At 32.1% G+C, this 16246-nt stretch carries 9 protein-coding genes; 7 read left to right on the top strand and 2 right to left on the bottom strand.

The genetic code is table 11. The features are described 5' to 3' along the window. Positions 1-46: 46 nt before the first annotated feature. The 5 genes from FGM02_RS16295 (at position 47) to FGM02_RS16275 (ending at position 9593) form a co-directional block, all read left to right on the top strand. Positions 47-3352, top strand: a complete 3306-nt coding sequence (locus tag FGM02_RS16295) for a DUF5107 domain-containing protein (RefSeq protein ID WP_139959562.1) — start codon at positions 47-49, stop codon at positions 3350-3352. Between the two features lie 45 nt (positions 3353-3397). After that, complete coding sequence (locus tag FGM02_RS16290; protein WP_139959561.1) at positions 3398-4912, top strand: sulfatase-like hydrolase/transferase; 1515 nt, start codon at positions 3398-3400, stop codon at positions 4910-4912. Positions 4913-4923: 11 nt separating this feature from the next. Next, a complete protein-coding gene (locus tag FGM02_RS16285; RefSeq protein WP_139959560.1) occupies positions 4924-7719 on the top strand; it encodes a sugar-binding domain-containing protein in 2796 nt (931 codons plus the stop codon). A gap of 60 nt (positions 7720-7779) precedes the next feature. Continuing rightward, positions 7780-8655 (top strand): glycoside hydrolase family 16 protein, encoded by an 876-nt coding sequence (locus FGM02_RS16280; RefSeq protein WP_139959559.1) that lies wholly within the window; start codon positions 7780-7782, stop codon positions 8653-8655. Positions 8656-8759: 104 nt separating this feature from the next. Next, positions 8760-9593 (top strand): T9SS type A sorting domain-containing protein, encoded by an 834-nt coding sequence (locus FGM02_RS16275; RefSeq protein WP_139959558.1) that lies wholly within the window; start codon positions 8760-8762, stop codon positions 9591-9593. A gap of 412 nt (positions 9594-10005) precedes the next feature. Here the strand turns inward: FGM02_RS16275 and FGM02_RS16270 are convergent, their stop codons facing one another. After that, positions 10006-10686 (bottom strand): hypothetical protein, encoded by a 681-nt coding sequence (locus tag FGM02_RS16270; protein WP_139959557.1) that lies wholly within the window; start codon positions 10684-10686, stop codon positions 10006-10008. Positions 10687-10706: 20 nt separating this feature from the next. Next, complete coding sequence (locus FGM02_RS16265; RefSeq protein ID WP_139959556.1) at positions 10707-13784, bottom strand: T9SS type A sorting domain-containing protein; 3078 nt, start codon at positions 13782-13784, stop codon at positions 10707-10709. A gap of 382 nt (positions 13785-14166) precedes the next feature. Between FGM02_RS16265 and FGM02_RS18340 the strand changes: the two genes are divergently transcribed. After that, positions 14167-14301: a hypothetical protein gene (locus FGM02_RS18340; RefSeq protein ID WP_262711132.1), complete on the top strand. Its 135-nt coding sequence runs from the start codon at positions 14167-14169 to the stop codon at positions 14299-14301. 691 nt (positions 14302-14992) lie between these two features. After that, positions 14993-15826, top strand: a complete 834-nt coding sequence (locus FGM02_RS16260; protein WP_139959555.1) for a T9SS type A sorting domain-containing protein — start codon at positions 14993-14995, stop codon at positions 15824-15826. The last annotated feature ends 420 nt before the right edge of the window (positions 15827-16246 follow it).

Genomic DNA, 16246 nt, shown 5'->3' with positions numbered 1-16246 from the left:
AAAAATTAATACATCTGCAATAGAGCAGGCTAAAAAACATATAATTATGAAGACTGTAAAAGCTTGGAAGGAAAAAGTAATTATACCTACTTATGAAGTTGGAAAACCTGAAAAATACCCTGTTTTTTTAGATAAACGTGTTTATCAAGCAAGTAGTGGTTCGGTATACCCACATCCTGTAATTGAAACTATGAGTGATACGAAAGTGGATAAAGAATGGGATGCTATTTTTATAGAAAACGATTATATTAAAATAATGGTATTACCCGATTTGGGGGGGAGAATTCAAATGGCGTACGATAAAATAAGAGAACGTCATTTCGTATATTATAACCATGTTATTAAACCTGCGTTAGTTGGTTTGACTGGACCATGGATTTCTGGAGGAATTGAGTTCAATTGGCCACAACACCATAGACCAAGTACTTATGATCCAACAGATTTTTACATTGAAGAGAATGAAGATGGAAGTAAAACTATTTGGGTAAGTGAGTTAGAGCGTATGTTCCGGACTAAAGGTATGGCTGGTTTTACCCTGCATCCAGATAAAGCCTATTTAGAAATTAAAGCACAACTTTATAATAGAACACCACATCCTCAAACATTTCTTTGGTGGGCAAATCCTGCTGTAGCAGTTAATGATCATTATCAATCTGTGTTTCCACCAGATGTAAATGCAGTTTTTGATCATGGTAAAAGGGATGTGTCAGAATTTCCAATTGCTAAAGGAGAGTATTACAAGGTAGATTATTCACCAGGAACAGATATATCAAGATATAAAAATATTCCCGTGCCAACCAGTTATATGGCAATTACATCAAAATATGATTTTGTTGGAGGTTATGAGAATGACTCAAAAGGTGGTTTACTTCATATTGCTGATCATAATGTATCTCCAGGAAAAAAACAATGGACTTGGGGTCATGGTGATTTTGGAAAGGCTTGGGATAGAAATTTAACTGATTCTGACGGACCATATATCGAATTAATGTGTGGTGTATATACGGACAATCAACCCGACTTTGCTTGGATGCATCCCTATGAAGAGAAAAGCTTTAAGCAATACTTTATGCCATATTATAATGTAGGTGTCGTTAAAAACGCAACGAAAGAAGCTCTAGTTAATATTGAAATTTTTGAGGGTGAGGTTTTGGTAAAAGTTTATGTAACAGCAGAATATAAGAATTCTATAGTTTCTTTAAAAGGAAAAAAAGGTGTTTTGTTGGAGGATATTGTAAATCTTTCTCCTGAAAATGGTTTTGAAAAAGCAGTAGGCTTGAGTGGCTCTAAATTTGAAGACTTGAAAGTGTCTGTTTCAGATAAATTAGGAAATGTATTAGTGGCTTGGGCACCAGATAAAAAGAAGTCTGAAGAAATTCCAAATCCAGCAAAAGCAGCAAAAGAACCTAAGGAAATTGATTCTGTTGAAGCTTTGTATTTACAAGGTTTACATTTAGAGCAATATAGACATGCTACATTTAGCCCTATCGATTATTATCAAGAAGGTTTGCGTAGGGCACCTGGTGATATAAGATGTAATAATGCCATGGGGTTATTAAGTTTAAGGAAAGGACAATTAGAAAAATCGATAGCCTATTTTGATACAGCCATAGATAGCTTAACAAATCATAATCCGAATCCGTATGATGGTGAACCGTTGTTTAATAAAGGTTTGGCTTTAAGTTTTATGGGTGAAAAGGAAGAAGCGTATGCAAGTATTTTTAAAGCATGTTGGAATGCGCAATGGCAAGATGCAGGTTACTTTAATTTAGCTCAGATAGATTGCTTTAGAGGTGATTTGACTAAATCGTTAGACTTGATTGATCGTGCATTAATAAAAAATTGGCACAATCATAAAGGACGACACTTGAAAACAATTATTTTAAGGAAGTTGGGTAAACTTGAAGAAGCTAATAAACTTATTGAAGAGTCATTGGCTATAGATAAATTCAATTTCGGTGTTTTGTATGAACAATACTTGATATCGAAGCAAAAAGCAGATTTGAGTTCTTTTAAAGAATTAATTAGAGACTATGCTCATAACTATATTGAGTTTTCTTTAGATTATGCTATGGCTGGTCAATTTGATGAAGCAATTTCTATTTTGAAAGTACATACAGAAGCTAAGTCAGAAGTGTACCCGATGATTTATTATTTTATGGGATGGTATTTTGATCAAAAAGGAGATAAGGAACAAGCTTTAGAATGTTATAAAAAAGCTTCGAAAATGTCAGATGAATATTGCTTTCCTAATAAAATAGAAGAAGTTTTGGCACTTCAAGCAGCTTGTAAAGCAAATCCAACAGATGCAAAAGCTTTTTATTATTTAGGAAACTTTTGGTATGCTTCAAAACAATACAAAGAGGCGCAAGAATGTATTGAAATTTCTGTGAGATTAGATGATTCTTTTGCTATTGCTCATCGTAATTTAGCTTTGTTGTATTATAATAAAACAAATCAAAAAGAGCAAGCAAAACAGCATTTAGAGAGAGCTTTTGAGTTAGATAATTCTGATGCTCGTTTGCTAATGGAATTAGATCAATTGTATAAAAAAATAAATATTCCCGTTGATATACGTTTAGAGCTTTTGGAAAAATATGATGATCTTACAAATTCAAGAGATGACCTGTATTTAGAAAGAATTTCGCTGTACAATATGAAAGGCAATTTTGAAAAAGCTGAGGAACTCTTAAAAAATCGTCAATTTCACCCTTGGGAAGGAGGAGAAGGTAAAGTGCCATTTCAATATTTAACAATACAAGTAGAATTGGCTAAAAAACATATAAATAGTGGTAATTATCAAAAAGCTGTTGAGTATTTAGATATGGCGCAGACATATCCTTATAACCTAGGAGAAGGGAAACTTCATGGGACGCAAGAAAATGATATTCATTATTGGTTAGGCTGTGCTCATATCGGATTGGGGAATGAAGAAGTTGCTAAAGAGTATTTTGAAAAAGCATCAGAAGGGTTGAGCGATCCAAGTCCGGCTATTTTTTATAATGACCAACAACCGGATAAAATATTTTATCAAGGACTAGCTTTGCAAAAATTAGGACGAAATGAAGAAGCTAATAAGCGTTTTTATAATTTGTTTAATTACGGTAAAGAGCACATGAATGATGATGTGAAATTGGATTATTTTGCGATTTCACTACCAGATTTATTAATTTGGGAAGAAGATCTAAATGTAATTAATAAAATACATTGTAATTATTTAATTGGTTTGGGCTTACTTGGTTTAGGAAAGGAATTTGAGGCGGTAAAAACCTTTAGGAGGGTTACTGATATGAGTTTCCATATTCCAGCACATATACATGCCAACCTTCAATTAAATTTAATTAATAGTTAAAAAAATGACGAGATACGATTTGAGCTTAATCAATAGTAAATTTATATGATCGGAAAGCAAATAATAAAAAAAGGAGTATTCATTATTGTTTTTATGATGTGCTATATTGGGATTTCACAAAAAGTGAACCCCAATATAGTCATCATTTATGTAGATGATTTAGGGTTTGGGGATATTGGAGTTAATGGAGCCATAGGTGTAAAAACACCCAATATAGACAGGCTTGCTGAAAATGGCGTAAACTTTACAGATGCGCATTGTGCCGCTGCAACTTGTACGCCATCTCGTTATTCTCTTTTAACAGGAAGTTATGCGTTTAGAAATAACGCAGCCATTTTAGAAGGGGATGCTCCGTTGATTATAGATACAAAGAAAGAAACGTTGCCAGAATTGTTACAAAAAGCGGGTTACAAAACAGGTGTCGTAGGAAAATGGCATTTAGGATTAGGAAATGGAAAAGTAGATTGGAATAAGAGAATTTCACCAGGACCCAAAGAGGTAGGTTTTGATTATAGTTTTTTAATTCCAGCAACAGGAGATAGAACACCTTGCGTGTTTTTAGAAAATCAAAAAGTGCTAGGGTTAGATGCTAAAGATCCTATAGAGGTAAGTTATGGAACTAGAATAGATGGTTATCCTTTGGGTAAAGAACATCCTGAGCTGTTAAAGCAACATACCGATCCTTATCACCAAGGTTCTATTATTAATGGAATTAGTCGTATTGGCTATATGAGTGGTGGTAAAGATGCATTATGGGTAGATGAAGAGATTCCTTTTGTGCTTTCTAATAAAGCGAGTGCTTTTATAGAAGAAAATAAAGAAGATAAATTCTTTTTGTATTTCTCTTTGCATGATATTCATCAGCCAAGAATAGCCAATATAAAATTTGTAGAAAGTAGTACTATGGGACCTAGAGGAGATGTTATTGCTCAGATGGATTGGTGTGTAGGACAAATTACAAAATCATTAAAAAAAGTAAATTTATTAGATGATACCTTAATCATTTTTACAAGTGATAATGGACCTATATTAGATGATGGTTATTTAGATTACGCTACAGAATTACTTGGAAATCACAAGCCAGCTGGACCTTATAGAGGTGCTAAATACTCAGTATATGAAGCAGGAACACGTATGCCAACAATTGTACATTGGCCAAAACAAATAAAAGCAGGAACAAGCTCGGCATTATTATCACAAGTTGATTTATATGCTTCATTAGCAAGTTTGGTTGGTCAAAAGGTAAAAAAAGGAATAGCTCCAGATAGTGAAAATCATCTAGATGCATGGTTAGGGAAAACGCAAACAGGTAGAGAGTTTTTATTAGAAGAAGCATATACGTTTGGATTGAGAATGGGAAAATGGAAATATATACTTCCTAAAGAACAAGCAGTACCAAAATGGATTGAACAAAAGTTTGTAGATCCAGGTTTTAGAAAAGAAATACAGTTGTTTGACTTAGAAAAAGATCCATCAGAAAGTAATAATGTTTATAAAGAACATCCAGAAATAACTGCAATAATGAAGCAGAAAATGGATGAAGTTTTAAAAAATAATTAAAAGATATAAATATGAAGTCATTTCGTTTTTTATGTATAGTAGTAATAGGACTTACTTTTTTAGGAAGTTGTACTACTTTAAAAAGAGAGAGTATCTCCTTATCGGGTGAATGGCAGGTTAAATTAGATTCAACCAATATAGGTTCTGATGATAATTGGGCAGCTAGTCAGTTTACTGGAGAAAAAATAAGCTTACCTGGTACGCTAGATGATGCCGGTATAGGGAAACCGAACACCTTAAAACCAGAAATTAACAATTATGTGATGTCTAATTTAACAAGAAAGCATCAGTATATTGGAAAAGCATGGTATCAAAAAGAGATTGAAATTCCTAGTTCATGGAAAGAAAAGAATATTGAATTAAATTTAGAGCGTGTTATTTGGGAATCTTCGGTGTATGTTGATGGTAAGTTAATAGGAACTGCAAATAGCTTGGTTGGAAACCATAAATACAATTTAACAAAACACTTAAGTATAGGTAAACATTTATTAACTATTTGTATTGATAATTCAAACAAATTTCCATTCATTAATGTTGCAGGGACGAGGTATCCGGACAAGGTAAATCAAGATATGGCTCATGGATATACCAATCATACCCAAATAAAATGGAATGGAATTCTTGGTGATATTTTGCTAGAATCTTCTAATAAAAATGTACCAGAAAACCTTCAAGTGTATCCTGATGTAAGTAACAATAAATTAAAGGTTACGTTTCAGCAATCAGGAGATGTAGGTCATGAACTGTCTTGTATTATAAAATCGGTTAATGGACAAGTTGTTTTTGATGAAAAAATTGAAAACATTAAAGGTGGTGATAATTTAATTAGTTTTGAAATAGACAGACCAGAAGCATTGGCTTTTTGGGATGAATTTAATCCAGAACTTTATGATATTGAAATAAGTTCTAATACAGGAAGTGTACAAACACGTTTTGGATACAAGGAGGTTAAAAATAACAATGGGGATTTAACATTAAACGGAAAACGAATTTTTCTTCGTGGTAATTTAGAATGTGTGATTTTTCCTTTAACAGGATATCCTCCTGTGCAAAAGGAAGATTGGGCATCTCTTATAAAACAAGCAAAAGATTATGGATTAAATCATTTAAGATTTCACTCTTGGTGTCCTCCAAAAGCTGCTTTTGAAGCTGCAGATGAAGCAGGGTTTTACTATCAAGTAGAGTTGCCTCATTGGAGTTTAAAAGTTGGAGAAGATTTAAATACGACTGAATTTCTAAAAGCAGAAGCGGATAAAATCATTAAAGATTACGGAAATCATCCATCGTTTATTTTTATGGCAATGGGGAATGAGTTAGAGGGTGATGCAAGTTTGTTAAATAGTATGGTAGCAGATTTAAAAGCTAAAGACGATAGACATATGTATGCCACAACAGCTTTTTCTTTTCAAAAACCCATGGGAACAAGACCCGAACCAGAAGATGAGTTTTTTATATCACAATGGACGAATAAAGGTTGGATTCGTGGACAAGGTATTTTTAATGCAAAACCACCACATTTTAATGCGGATTATACTTCAGGAGCAGCACAAGTGAAAATTCCATTGGTTTCTCATGAAATTGGACAATATTCTGTATATCCTGATATGAGTGAAATTGCAAAATATACGGGGGTTTTGAAACCATTAAATTTTATTGCTGTAAAAAATGATTTGGAAAAGAAAGGTCTTTTAGATTTGGCACCAGATTTCACTTATGCATCAGGAAAATTGGCAGCACTATTGTATAAAGAAGAAATAGAACGCGCCTTAAAGACACCTAGTTTTGATGGTTTTCAGCTATTACAATTGCAAGATTTCCCAGGGCAAGGAACAGCTTTGGTTGGTTTGTTAAATGCTTTTTGGGAATCAAAAGGTGTTATTTCCGCTGAAGAATTTAGTCAGTTTAATAGTGAATTAGTTCCTTTGATTCGATTTGAAAAAGCAGTTTATAAAGAAGGAGAAACATTTGAAGCTTCTATTGAAATTGCAAATTTTTACAAGAATTTAAACAATCAAACTATAGATTGGATGATTACCGATGACTCTGGAAGTGAAGTTAAAAGAGGACGTTTAGATGTTGTTAATTTAGAAATCGGAAATAATTCAAATTTAGGAAGTATTAATTATACTATTGAAACTAAAGTGGCGAAAAAGCTAACGCTAACAGTAAGTTTAAATAACACTAAATATAAAAATAGTTGGAATATTTGGATATATCCAAAAGAGGTTTCAACAACAGCGAGTAATGTTTTAATAACCAAATCTATCACGCATGCAATAAAAGCGTTAAGTGAAGGTAGGAAAGTATTGTTAAATCCTGATCCAAAAATATTGAAGGGGATTACAGGTCGTTTTGTTCCTGTTTTTTGGAGCCCGGTTCACTTTCCTAATCAACCTGCGACTATGGGAGTGTTATTAGACAATAAACTTCCTGTATTCGATAATTTTCCAACGGATAATTATAGCAATTGGCAATGGTGGGATTTATGCATTAATTCAAAGTCTCTTATTACTGATTCGATTAATGTAAAACCTTTGGTAAGAGTAATTGATAATTTTGTAACGAATCATCATTTAACCAATTTGTTTGAAGCAAAAGTGGGGAAAGGGCAATTGGTGTTTTCATCTATAGATTTATCATCTACTTTAAAAAAAAGACCAGTTGCACGTCAGTTGCGCCATAGTATTTTAGAGTATATGAAAAGCGATTCATTTAACCCTATAAATGATATCGAGTACAAAGATTTAAATTCTTTAAAGTTACAATCAAAACAAGAAGGCTTTTCAGCAAAGGATATTTACAAATAATTACTGTAAAAGTATTTTGTTAAATCAATAGTATAAACAATTTAAATAAAATTTTAAAACATGAATAATTTGAATATTTTAAACAAAATCGAATTTTTTATATACTGTTTTTTTTCGGTTTTTATAATTAATTCTTGTAGTAAAGACAACAGAACTTCTCCTGATGACGAGATTTATGATGATGGAGGTACTACTGAAACAAAGGTGGAACCGTTACTAAATTCTGTGAATACAAGAGACTGGACGCTAATTTTTAGTGATGATTTTGATAAATACGAATCGAGTAAATGGAACAAAGATAATTCAGTGAAAAGTCGAGCAGCAAGACCAGGGATAGGTATTACACAATGGTTTTGGAAACCTGAAAATGTAAGCTATAAAAATGGAAATGTTATTTTAAAAAGTTTAAAGACTAATGAAAACACCTTGCATTGTGGTTCAATTTCTTCAAATAATTTAATGGAATTTAAATACGGCTATATTGAGGCAAGAATTGATATTGCAGAAACTATGTTTGGAACGCATACGGCATTGTGGCTACAGGGTGATAATATGGGACGTATTGATGGTACAGGAAATGATGGAGCTGAAATAGATGTTTTTGAATCTGCTTGGGTAGGTGATTATACAAAGAGTGTTGTTCATATAGATGGTTATGGAAGTTCGCATAAAGCAAACACTAGAAAATACGACACTCCTGGGATTCACTCAGGATACCATACCTACGGATTATTATGGGATAAAGATAAGCTTGAAGTATATTATGACGGTGAATTTATGACGCGTTATGAAGGTATTTGGGTGCCTCAGGTAGAGGAGTTTTTGTGGTTGTCTACTGGGGCAAGCTTTGGAGGTACTGCCGATTTTACCTCAAGAGCTGTTGGAGCTTCTACCGAAGCTAAAGTGGATTATATAAGAGTTTGGAAAATGAATTAATATTTAAAAAGTATATATGTCTATGTTTTCATAAACATCGTCCATCTAGGTATTAATTTAAAAAGGTAGTTTTATATAAATTATTAACAATTAACTTTTTTATTATGAAACAAAAAATTACCTTTTTATTAATATTATACTCTGTGTTTTTTTATGGGCAAACGATGGTGAATGACTTTGAATCAGGTGCGTCAGGGATTCTTAATCTAGGTGGAGGTATTACTTCTTCCGTAGTTGTAAATCCTAGTGCTACAGGTGTAAATACAACTTTTAACTGTCTTGAAATTAAAAGAACTGCCGCTCAGTGGTGGATTTTTCAGGGTATAGACGTAAATGATTTGGCCATTTCAGGTACAGAAAAGAAGTACCTAAGTTTTATGTTTTATTGTTCTGCACAAACGGATTTGGGTATTCGCTTTGACGCGCCCAATGATGAGTCTAACGGTACTGCAACGGTTAGGCCTATAAATAGCTATACGGATTTTAATCAATGGCAAGAAATAGTTTTTGAAATAAAAGATGCTCCTTCAGCAACAGCCTTTACATTAGGAACTTTGTATCGAATTTCTATTCACCCTGACATAGGTGTTGAAAATGATCCAGCAGGACAAATATTAAATAACACAGGTACTTTTGCTTATATAGATCAGATAAAAGTTTTAGATGAGAATCCTTTAAGTATTGCAAGTTATGAGTTAGAGAAAAGTATTTCTTATTATCCTAATCCAGTAAAAGCTTCGTTCAAGATAGAGGCAAAAAACGAAATGAATATTAAAAATATAGCTGTTTATAGTATTTTGGGTGAAAAAATCATGGATAATTTGACTAGAATAAGAAATAGCGAGTATGATACTAGTACTTTGGTTTCAGGCTTATATATTATAAAAATTCAGGATGAAAAAGGAATAATAACATCAATGCGATTAATTAAAGATTAATAATTTAATAGAGATTATATATTAATGGTTTTATATAATTGAATTAAGCCTTTGAATTTTGTTCAAAGGCTTTTTTTTGTAAGGAATATATCTATTCAGGCTAGCCTGTAAATTAAGAATTCTTAATTATTGTTAGTGATTTTTTTGTTGAGTCCAGTTATTTTTTATCGGAATGTGATTGCTATAAACAACTCCACTAGTTTTTAGTGTGTATGGAATTATTGTCTTTTTCATATATGAAAAATTAACTCTTTTTTAGCTTGTGTATAAAGTGGATTTTGTTTTGTTCAATTGTATTTTACTTAAACGAAGAAATATGTCGGGTGATGCTAATAACTATTTTGAATTATAATAATATGAAATCAAATTTGATCATTGAGTTAACGGTATGAGACTGTATAAATTGTAAAATTTAATCTTCAGCGCTAAAACTCCATAGTTGTCCGGTTGTTTTGCCACCTTTATCATCTTTTACGACTATTTTCCAATAATATGTAGCTGCTGAGGGATCTAAATTAACTTTAAATGAAGTATCGGATAGGTTTTCAATCATTAATGTAAGACTGTCTTCGTCTTTGCCAAAGTAAACATCATATTTCAATGGATCATTATCTACATCCGAGGATCTCCATTCTAAAGTGGTTGTGTTAATACTACTTAAAGATTGATTGAAAAATGGAAGTATAAGTTCTGGAGCAAAAGGTAAGTGGTTGCTTTCGGCAATTTCTTCTGTGTAAAATTGAGAAATTGATGAATATTCACTTTCAATATTTTTGCTACTCCTAGCTTTAACTCTCCAATAGTAAGCAAAACCTTTTTCTAAGATAACAAATTTTGATAATGAAGTAAGTACTTCAGAGCTAACTTTGTTAGAAAATAAATTGTCTTTTGCAATTTCAAATATATAAATAACTGAACTTCCATCCTCATTAATTGAAGCGTCCCAAGTGAATTTGAGAGTGTTTGTTAAGCACAATTGATCTTGAGATGGAAATGTTAATATAGGGACAGAAGGTGTGCTATCAGAATTGAATTCGGTATCGCTATTTCCCTCTGGGGAACAGGATGAATAGATGAAACTGAAAACTAGCATAAATAGTGTTTTTTTCATAGTTATTTTTTTATAATTTTAATTGTTTTTGGTTTTTCTACATGCAATCTTAGAAAATACACACCTGCTGGATAATTTTTAATATCCATCTTTACCTTGTTGTTTATTATGGGGTATTGCTTGGTAGAGAGAAGTCCTGAGTTTAGTGAATACAAATCTATTGTAATATTTTTATCGGAGTCAGGTATATTTAATTCAAAAGATCCTGTTGTAGGGTTTGGAAATGCTTTAACTTCCCATAAAGAACCTATAATTTTCGTTAGTTTGCCTTCGCAAGTTGCTTTAGTTGCTACTTGCACAATATCTCCTTTTTTTACTGGTAAGCTAAATGATGTGGCATATGTTTCTAAAACTTTTATATTATTTATGGTAACTGAGTAGGGAGCTGTTCCAGACTCAATATCAACAGCTAAGCTATTTTTGTTTTTTGAAACTGTTTTTCCCGAAATTAATGAAGATGCTTTAATTTCTAAGGAAAAACAATAAGAGTAGTTGTGGTTAGCAATTCCAACACAAACATCATAGTCTCCCGGATGTAAATTGGGGATATTTAACGTATTTGTAAAGTTATAATCTACACCCGAGATAGTCATTTCATAATTATGGTTAAATTTAGTCTCAATTTTTAATTCTCCATTCTTTCCTTGGCATGTTTCATGGGTAACTTTAATTTTAAAGTTGTCGGGAGATATGAAAATTTGAGAAAAATCTTCATTAAGTCTAAGGTCTAAAATTCCACTACCGTATGTGCTGTATCGTACTAAGTTTTTAGATTTTATAAATTGCACATCCACATATCGTACTTCTTTAGGTAGATTGGTACTATTCATTTTAAACCATTTTTGTTGCTGAACCGCAAAAACCCAAGCACCATCAAATCCGCAAGCGGCAAAGATATATTGACCATTAGGAGTTGCTGCTAGATCTAGTATACTCTCAACAATTAATCCGTCATTATGGTTTGTAAATGTTTTTCCTCCATCAATTGAAATTAAAAAATTATTACCTTTTGCGGCATAATAAACGGTTGCTTCGTCAATAGGACTTGTGGCTATTACAGGTGATTTCTTTGTAGAGGTACTTACGGATCCTTTTGGCCAGGTTCCCGAATATTTTGAAGCTGAGAATGAATTTCCACCATCTGTAGAGTACATAACTCTTCCAGACGCTAACCCTACATACCATCTATTTGTATTTACTTCAGAATATCCGAAGCTAAGTATGTTTTCAGGAAAAATATAGGGATGTAATGTTCGATCAATCTGCCCATCATTATATGATATTTTATGTAGTTGGTTGCCCCAAGGAATATAGACGGCATCTTCATTACTATTTGGTGAAGCAATCATCATTGTTGCTGTAAAGTTACCATAAAAGTCTTTTTTAGTTACCGCATTAATATCACCTCCACCAACAACAGTACTTCTACCAATAGTTCCATAATAATACCAGTACCATGCTGTTTCTCCACCTTTTGCTGTTACAACTCTTAAAATATCGGTATTGGCTTCTCTTAAGGCTAGTGAAATAAAGTCAGGTTTCCCTTCGTCGTTATCTAGAATACTTTGTGAACCTCTATCTTGATTTGCGCTGAATATTCTGTTATGCTTTTCACTAGTAGCTGCGTCATAAGACATCATAGTTGGATTCCCCCTGTTAATAGGTATCCAAGAATCCCATACTTCTGGAGTTGAAGTATAATATGAACCAAAGTCAAATCCCCCAAAAGTATAGAAACTTCCATCCTCTTTTTCGTAAGATCTAAAATGCTGTAAATCCCATACATGATTAATAGGAGGAAGCTTGTTTCCGTTATTAACCCATGTTTGACCATAGTCAAAGGAAATATTTAACCTTGTAAAACCAGAAAAACAAATATTTGGCTTAGTGGGATGTACGTCTATTATGTCTCTATCTTGAGGTGTGCTACCTGTTTTTGTCCACGTTTCACCTTCATTAGTGGTGTAAAAAATAGTATCGTTGTTATAACTAATATATATGGTCGTAGTTCCTTTGACAGATGTCCCTTTTAAAGAACGAACACCTTCAATTCCAGGAAATGTTTCACTAACTAAAGAAAAGTCTGAATCCATTTCATCCATTTTATATATGGAAAGTCTATTATCACTTATCCTTAACACAAAATAATAAATAGTATTACTTCCATAGGGCTTTAAAATGTTGGTTTCGTATTGAGGTGAATAGACCACGACAGAAGATTCTTTGTAATTTTCACCATTGTCCTCGGATATGAATACACTGTCTCTCCAACCAACACTGTCTTTTTGGTTTCCAAATGCAACAATTTTTTTCTCAGTTCCTTTATTTGAAACCAAGGTTTTATAATTATTCCCATTAGTGAAAAACGCTCCGTTTGCTGTAATCCATGTGCGTCCTTCATCGTCAGAGTATTCCATACCTCCGTTTTTTTGTTGGTGTAATAATCTAAATGTTCCATCAGGTAAGTTTATTCCATTAAAGTGGAGTCCTCGTAGTCTAAAGTCATTGTTGCTAAAACTTTTTTGATCATTTCTTAATAACCATTCTTTATCTGCTCCTTCATCTATTTTATAAATATGCCCTGCAAAAGAAATTACATAAAAGTTATTATTAATAGGGTCGTAAATAGAACCATCAGCTCTAAAGCCACTACCATCAAACAAAGCAAGATCTTTTTGATCCCAAAAACCAGACAAAGTATTATTGGCATAAGATTCTTCTTTTTTCTGATTAGTTGCTTCCTTGTTATTTGAGGCTATTTTTGAATATCGAGTAAAGTCCTCTTTATTACTAAACTTAAAACCAGACATTTTTAAATTATTTAACCATGTATTATATTTGGCTAATTCAATTCCTTGAAGCTTTGTAGGGTCAAATGTAACTGGGTGGGAATCTTTTTCTAAAGCCATCTCAAAAGCAATTTCTTCTTCAGTTTCTTCATAGTCTTCGCCATGTTCTGCACGGTAGTATCCCTTTTCGTCGTTTTCTGATTTATTCCATATTTCTTTGTTGGTAAGTAGGAATATTAATAAAGTTAAGAGGCTGATAACGGAACCCCGTTTTAGTCTGTTCTTTTGCATGATTAATAGTTTGGTTTCAAGAATTGTAAAGTTAAAATGAAAAAGGTGTTTATATATTCAAAATTACACTGTAAACATGTACGATAATACTTTCGCTTATTTGTTTAGAGAGATAAATCTTAAGTTTGGCTGGGAGAAAAAATCACAAGGATATTTTTCTAATAATACAAGAAAAACAAAGTATTTAATTCAAAAATTAAAATAGAAAGAAAAGAAATATTCTATGTATTGTAGCAATAATAGACTTATTAATTAGTAGTTGTAATATTAGAAATAAATCAACGTATATGGCAGGTGTTTGGGAAAATATAGAAAGGGAGAAATCCAGAAGTTTTTCAAATAAATAGAGCTTGCTAGAACAACTTTTTAAAGTTTTGACGATATGATTTCGAGTAAAGATTGGAAGAAATCTTCTAATTATAAACTGTTAAATGGGAATTGGCATTTTTATTATGTAGATAGTGTTCAAGGTAGGCCAGTTGATTTTTATAAAGAAGGTTTTAGTTTAAAAGGTTGAGATACCATTATGGTTCCTTCGAATAGGGAAATGCAGGGTTTCGGACTGCCTATTTACACAAATATTGTATATTCTTTTCCTAAACCCCTCTTTTTATAGCGCATAATATTAATAATGTAGGAAGCTATAAGAGTGATTTTGAAATTCCTGTAAATTGGAACAATACAGATGTTTATTTGCCTTTTGCTGATGCTTGCTATATATAGGATCAAGATTTTTGGAGGTTAAGTGGAATAGAACAGGATGTGTATTCAAGAGTAGATAACTCTATTTCTATTAATGATTTAATAAATGGTGATAAAGAAGGAGCATTTAGTTTGGATATAGAATTAAAGAATACTAAGAATATAAGGGAGAAAAGAATATTAAAAGTCGATCTTTTCGATGTCAACAATAAAAAAATAAATGGCAATGCTAAATTGATAGAAGTTGAACATAAAAAATCAATCATTTTATGTTAAAGCAGAGTATTCGTATTATTCATGTACGATTAGGTAAAAGTTTACAAGTGCTAAAAACGTCTTGTCGTATCTCCTTGTTTAGAATGTTGTTTTTTGTTTGGTGAACTAAGAAGTTATAAAAAAGAAATATAATCCATGTATATCAAGGTTTTGTCCATTTTACAAATAGTTAACTAGATTAATTTAGCAGTACTAAATTGTAATAATACAAACCAATAAAACCAATCATTATGGAAAAAAAAATTACGCTATTCTTTTTATTATCTAGTCTAATCGCTCCTGCTTTTGGACAAACTGTAATTAATGATTTTGAATCAGGATCTCCAACTAACTATGAAAAATTCGGAGCAACATTAGCTATTGTTGCTAACCCAAATACAACAGGGAATACAACTGCAAATGTTGCTAAAATAGGTAGAACTACAGCAAATTGGTATGAAGGTATTTCTTTTGATTTAGCGAGTGCTTATGTTATTCCCGCTGGGGTTACGAAATATTGTCATGTATGGGTGAACTTTGCAGCGCAGGCAGATATTGGCGCAAGGTTTGATGTTACTGATGCAAATACCTTTGGAGGAAGCACTACTTTAAGAGCTACTAATTTGTACACTGATTTTGGTCAATGGCAAGATATGGTATTTGCTGTTGAAGGTGGGGCGGCAGGTTTAACTGTGAATGCTATTTTATTTCATGCAGATATTGGAGTTCTAAATGAACCTGCAGGAAGAAATTTGAATAATACTGATACTTTCGGATATGTGGATGAGTTTACTTTTAGTGACAATCCTGAGGCAACGCTGAAAATTAATAATAATAGACTAAATACCAATGTGCTATTGTGTCCGAATCCAACAACGGATAGTTTTGTTGTGAATGCATCGCTAGGAACCACCATAATAGAAATATTAATTTATAATACTTTAGGTAAAAATATAACGAGTACTGTTACTAAAAAAAACAAGAATACTTATGATGTAAGTAGTTTAAAACCTGGTGTTTATATGGTTGTTCTGAAAGATGATAATGGTAATGTAATTAATGAAAAATTGTTAATTAACAATTAAAGGTAAGTAATTTCAAAAATTGAAGGATTTATGTGAGTAATAGAGGAGCCAATACTAGCTCCTCTATTCTTTTTGATGAATTTAATAAATTGCATTGATAATTTTATGTTTAAGTAGATTGGATTATTTAAAACTGATTTGGAATTAATTCTTAAGATAACAGATTTCTAAATTTTGTTGAATGTAGATTTCTGTAGTTATTAATCCGTTTGTTAAAATTAGCGTTATGAACATATCCTAATTATTCATCTTAACAATTTTGTTCAATATTCTTAAATGGTAAGTCAATTTACTTGTCAAAATACAGATTCTTATATTGTGCGGATGTCTTATTATTATAAAAAAGTAAAACAATATTAATTCTATCTATTTTATGTATCATAAGCACAATGGTTGTATCTATTTTAGCCCCTAATAAGT

Origin of the sequence: Flavicella sediminum, assembly GCF_006381105.1 — a bacterium.
In the GTDB taxonomy this organism is placed as follows: domain Bacteria; phylum Bacteroidota; class Bacteroidia; order Flavobacteriales; family Flavobacteriaceae; genus Flavicella; species Flavicella sediminum.
Note: the sequence above shows the minus strand (reverse complement) of the source record. Positions and strands in the feature narration are given on the sequence as shown.

What these genes read in the sequence shown, in the direction of transcription:
- FGM02_RS16280 (WP_139959559.1), top strand. Translation starts at nt 7,780, where the DNA reads ATGAATAATTTGAATATTTTAAACAAAATCGAATTTTTTATATACTGT.
- FGM02_RS18340 (WP_262711132.1), top strand. Translation starts at nt 14,167, where the DNA reads ATGATTTCGAGTAAAGATTGGAAGAAATCTTCTAATTATAAACTGTTA.
- FGM02_RS16275 (WP_139959558.1), top strand. Translation starts at nt 8,760, where the DNA reads ATGAAACAAAAAATTACCTTTTTATTAATATTATACTCTGTGTTTTTT.
- FGM02_RS16270 (WP_139959557.1), bottom strand. Translation starts at nt 10,686, where the DNA reads ATGCTAGTTTTCAGTTTCATCTATTCATCCTGTTCCCCAGAGGGAAAT.
- FGM02_RS16265 (WP_139959556.1), bottom strand. Translation starts at nt 13,784, where the DNA reads ATGCAAAAGAACAGACTAAAACGGGGTTCCGTTATCAGCCTCTTAACT.
- FGM02_RS16295 (WP_139959562.1), top strand. Translation starts at nt 47, where the DNA reads ATGAAGACTGTAAAAGCTTGGAAGGAAAAAGTAATTATACCTACTTAT.
- FGM02_RS16290 (WP_139959561.1), top strand. Translation starts at nt 3,398, where the DNA reads ATGATCGGAAAGCAAATAATAAAAAAAGGAGTATTCATTATTGTTTTT.
- FGM02_RS16260 (WP_139959555.1), top strand. Translation starts at nt 14,993, where the DNA reads ATGGAAAAAAAAATTACGCTATTCTTTTTATTATCTAGTCTAATCGCT.
- FGM02_RS16285 (WP_139959560.1), top strand. Translation starts at nt 4,924, where the DNA reads ATGAAGTCATTTCGTTTTTTATGTATAGTAGTAATAGGACTTACTTTT.